Source organism: Mycobacterium sp. TH-M116 (assembly GCF_057473685.1).
This window is the reverse complement of the sequence record NZ_JBYCLC010000273.1, coordinates 1-4,242: the sequence shown is the minus strand read 5'-3', so window position 1 is coordinate 4,242 and position 4,242 is coordinate 1. Positions and strand designations below refer to the sequence as shown.

Here is a 4,242-nt window from a genome sequence, read left to right as displayed (position 1 = left end):
TTCGGCCAAAGCAGCGGCGCGCTGGTCGACATCAGCAACTGGGGCCACGTCGTGGACACGGGCGTGTTGGCCGGGCTCGAGTATGCCGTCGACACGCTCAGAACACCGGTGATCGCCGTCCTGGGCCATTCGGACTGCGCCGCGATGCGCACCGCACTGGACGCGTGGACGAACGTCAGCTTCCCCGACGGGGCGGTCCGCGCGGTCGTCGAGCAGGGTATCTCGTCACTGACCCGGCTCAATGCCACCATCGGCACGGCCGACGAACTGTCCGCCGCGCACGTCGTACAAACCGGCGTCACGCTGTTGCACAAGTCACCGGTGATCGCCAAGGCCGTCGACGGCGGGCGCGCGGCGATCGTGTGCCTTGTCGTCGACCGTCATGACGGCCGACTGCGCGCCTGCGCGACGTTCGGAGACGTGGCCGAAAGCGACTCACCATTGTTGGAGTGCGTGTGAGTCGGCCACATGGATGGTGGTGACGGCGGCGCGTCGATCGCCTATGCCGGGGCGGTGATCGCGATGGGCACCATGCACGGCAAGGAACACCAAGTGGCACCTCCCTTCGCCGCCGTACTCGGCGCGCAGGTGGTCGCCCCGCCCGGGATCGACACCGATCAGTTCGGCACCTTCACGGGAGAGGTGACCAGGACGGCGGCACCGTCGGCCGCGGCGACCGCCAAGGCCCGCCAGGCAATGCGGGCTGTCGGAGTTCCCTACGGCTTGGCCAGCGAGGCCAGTTACGACTCCTGGTTCGCCGCGCTGGCCGTGCACGAAGAAATTTTGGTGTTCGTCGACGACGTGCGCGGCTTTCGGATCGTCGAGAGTCTGTGCACCCCCGGAGCTCCGGGACCGCCCCGGCTGGTCGACAGCCCTGACCGAGCTGTCGACGCGGCACGCGGCTTCGGGTTCCCTCGCCAAGGCGCCGCGGTCAAGGCCGTCGTCAACCATCGAACGCGGGTGTTCGGCAAGGGGATCACCGACACCGCGACCCTCGTCGAGGTGGTCGACGCGGCGCTGGCGCTTACCGCGGACAAGCAGGCCTGGGTCGAACCCGACCTGCGTGCACATCACAACCCCACCCGCCGCGATGTCCTGGTCGCCCTGGCGGGCCGGCTTGCTCGCCGGCTTGCCACACCTTGCCCCGGGTGCACCTGTCCCGGATACGGCAAAGTCGCAGTCCTCGACGGCCTGCCTTGCCGGACATGCGGATATCCGACCAGCCTTGCCGCCGCCGACATCCTCGAGTGCCCAGCATGCGCGCGTCAAAGCGCGGTACCACGCAGCGAAGCCGATGCAGATCCGGCATTCTGCCCGGCATGCAATCCTTGAAAAGCGATTGCCGGTGCAGTATCACGACAATGCCGCGACGAGTTCACCCACCGAATGACTGGCTTCCAGTGGATGGCGCAGCTTTCCCTGCGGATTGAGTTCGTAGACATTACGGCGACCGACCTTGGACTTGATCAGATATCCCTCAGTGGTCAAATCGGTCAGAATCGCCTGCACGGAACGCTCGGTGATGCCGATGCGCAGCGCCAGTTCCCGCGCCGTCAAGGGCTCACCGTTCGAAACGCACAACAACACGTGCCCGTGGTTGGTCAGGAACGTCCAGGTGCGGTCGGCAGCCTCGGCAGTGTGCCGGGTTGCCGACCGCGGGGCCCGCGAGTCGTCCACTCCACGAGGGTACTACAGCACGATTTCGCGTAAAAGAATTCGCCAATGGGCGAGCACCGCAGTTCACAGGAGGGCTGACCCAGTTTGCTCGAGCCCCACGAAGAAGGCCTCGACGGCGGCGCGGTAGGCGTGCGGCGCTTCGTCGTGCACCAGGTGGCCAGCCTGAGCAACGACCAGATAAGTTGTCAGGCAATCTCGGTCGCCCATCGCACGCATCTGGCCCGGCGGCGTCACCGAGTCGCCGGCCTCGATGAGCAGCGCGGGCACCCGCGCCGCCGTCCACTGCGCCCAGTAGTCGCGGGTGCCCCACTCGGCGGCGATCTCGATCCATCGCGCGGTGTGACCGTGCAGCCGCCAACCCGTGGCGGTGCGATCGAAAGCATCCAGGAAATACCGCCCGGCGACCGGTCCGAATTGCTCCAGTACCTGACCGGCGCTGTCGAATTCCACCGGAAGGGCCTGCAACCACGGCTCCCATGGCCCGGTCGTGCGCCCGCGGAAGTCCGGGGCCATGTCCTCGACCACCAGCGCTGAGACCAGTTCCGGGTGTTCGGCGGCCAGGCACCACGCATGCAAAGCCCCCATGGAGTGACCGACCAGCCGGGCCGGTGCACCCAGCCCGCCCACCGCTTCGGCCAGGTCCGCCACGAACCGTTCGGTGCTGAGCGGGTATGGATCCGCGACGTCGCGGCCGCGGTGCCACGGCGCGTCGTAGGTGTACACGCTGCCCAACCGGATCAGCCACGGCAGCTGCCGCGACCAGGTGGTGCCGCGCCCCATCAGGCCGTGTACCAGGACCACAGGGTCGCCGTGCCCACCCTGGCGGGTCAACAGTTCGGCGGGCATGCCACCATCTTGGCGGACCCGACCCGCAGACGGACAGGGCTGGCTGCGCGGTAGCCTGATCGAATGCCGCCAGTGGTGAAGATCAACGCAATCGAAGTGCCGGCAGACGCCGGCCCCGAGCTGGAGAAGCGGTTCGCCCACCGCGCCCACGCGGTCGACAACCAGCCCGGCTTCCTGGGGTTTCAGCTGCTCCGCCCGATCAAGGGAGAGAACCGCTACTTCGTGGTGACGCGCTGGGAATCCGAGGAAGCCTTCCAGGCGTGGGCAAAAGGTCCCGCCATCGAAGCCCACGCCGGCGAGCGGGCCAACCCCGTGGCAACCGGGGCGTCGCTGCTGGAATTCGAGGTTGTGATGGATGTTGCCGGGAAAGACCAGACCCAGTAGCGGGCGAAGGGCTCTGCATCGTCTGCTGGCGCTGAGCGCCGCCGCCGCGCTGATCGTGTCCCTGGCCCCCGGCTGTGCCCCCACCCCACCTCCGCGGGCGAGCGCGTCGGAACCCGGACGGTCGATCGACACCCGGACCCCTCCGGGATTGCGGGCCCAGCAGGCCCTGGACATGCTCAACTCGGATTGGCCGATCGGACCGGTGGGAGTGCGCACCCTGGCGGCTCCCGGCGACGTCGAGCGGGTCGAAGCGACCATGGAAAAGCTGTGGTGGGATCGGCCCTTCGCGCTCGACAAGGTGGACATCAGCGCCAGTGTGGCCACGCTGCATCTGATCTCGTCCTACGGCGCCCGCCAGGACATCCGCATCCACACCGACGAGCAGGGCCGGGTCGATCACTTCGACCTGGACACCCACGCCCCGACCATCACGTCGTTCCACGACGTCGACGCGGTGCTGAGCACGACGGGTGCTCGTTATTCCTACCAGGTTGCCAAGGTCGACGACGGGAACTGCGACCCGGTGGCCGGCACCAACAGCGCCGAACCGCTACCGCTGGCTTCTATTTTCAAGCTGTACGTCCTGCACGCCCTGGCCGGGGCGATCCAGAATCGCACCGTGTCCTGGGACGATCAGCTGACCGTCACCGACAAGAGCCGGGCGGTGGGCTCATCGGGGCTGGAACTGCAACCCGGAGCCCAGGTTTCGGTTCGCACGGCCGCCGAGAAGATGATCGCCACCAGTGACAACATGGCCACCGACTTGCTGATCGGGAGGCTGGGCACGCACGCGATCGAGCAGGCGCTCGCCACGGCCGGCCATCACGACCCGGCCAGCATGACCCCCTTCCCCACGATGTACGAACTGTTCTCGGTCGGCTGGGGCATGCCGGACCTGCGCACCCAATGGGAACACGGTTCCCCGCAAGTTCGCGCCGAGCTTCTGGCGCAAGCGAATTCGACGCCGTATGAGCCTGACCCGACTCGTGCGCACACGCCGGCCTCCAGTTACGGCGCGGAGTGGTACGGCACCGCCCAGGACATCTGCCGGGTCCACGCGGCGCTGCAGGCCGACGCGGTCGGGGCGGCGGCACCGGTCCGGCGGATCCTCTCTGCGGTCTCCGGCATCCAGTTGGACCGCGACATCTGGCCGTACATCGGCGCGAAAGCCGGCGGCCTGCCGGGCGACCTGACGTTCAGCTGGTATGCCGTCGACAAGACACGGCAGCCCTGGGTGGTCAGCTTTCAGCTGAACTGGCCCCGCGACCACGGGCCGACCGTGACCGGGTGGATGCTGACCATCGCCAAACAGGTGTTCGCGTTGATCGCCCCGCG

Annotated in this window: 6 protein-coding genes; 4 read left to right on the top strand and 2 right to left on the bottom strand. The window is 67.8% G+C overall.

Features of this window, described 5'->3' with window-relative positions; genetic code table 11:
* Positions 1-459 (top strand): carbonic anhydrase (locus AC2VOK_RS13700; protein WP_428900968.1); only part of this gene is annotated, 459 nt, incomplete at its 5' end.
* A 9-nt stretch (positions 460-468) separates the two neighbouring features.
* Positions 469-1,332, top strand: a complete 864-nt coding sequence (locus AC2VOK_RS13695) for a DUF6671 family protein (protein WP_428900967.1) — start codon at positions 469-471, stop codon at positions 1,330-1,332.
* Between the two features lie 21 nt (positions 1,333-1,353).
* Here the strand turns inward: AC2VOK_RS13695 and AC2VOK_RS13690 are convergent, their stop codons facing one another.
* On the bottom strand, positions 1,354-1,677 hold the full coding sequence (locus AC2VOK_RS13690; protein ID WP_428900966.1) for a helix-turn-helix transcriptional regulator: 324 nt from the start codon (positions 1,675-1,677) through the stop codon (positions 1,354-1,356).
* A gap of 63 nt (positions 1,678-1,740) precedes the next feature.
* Positions 1,741-2,523 (bottom strand): alpha/beta fold hydrolase, encoded by a 783-nt coding sequence (locus AC2VOK_RS13685; RefSeq protein WP_428900965.1) that lies wholly within the window; start codon positions 2,521-2,523, stop codon positions 1,741-1,743.
* 63 nt (positions 2,524-2,586) lie between these two features.
* Between AC2VOK_RS13685 and mhuD the strand changes: the two genes are divergently transcribed.
* Positions 2,587-2,907 (top strand): mycobilin-forming heme oxygenase MhuD, encoded by a 321-nt coding sequence (mhuD, locus tag AC2VOK_RS13680; protein WP_428900964.1) that lies wholly within the window; start codon positions 2,587-2,589, stop codon positions 2,905-2,907.
* Positions 2,879-4,242, top strand: a 1,364-nt coding sequence (locus tag AC2VOK_RS13675) for a serine hydrolase (protein WP_428900963.1), incomplete at its 3' end; no start/stop codon positions are given. The genes mhuD and AC2VOK_RS13675, both read left to right, overlap by 29 nt.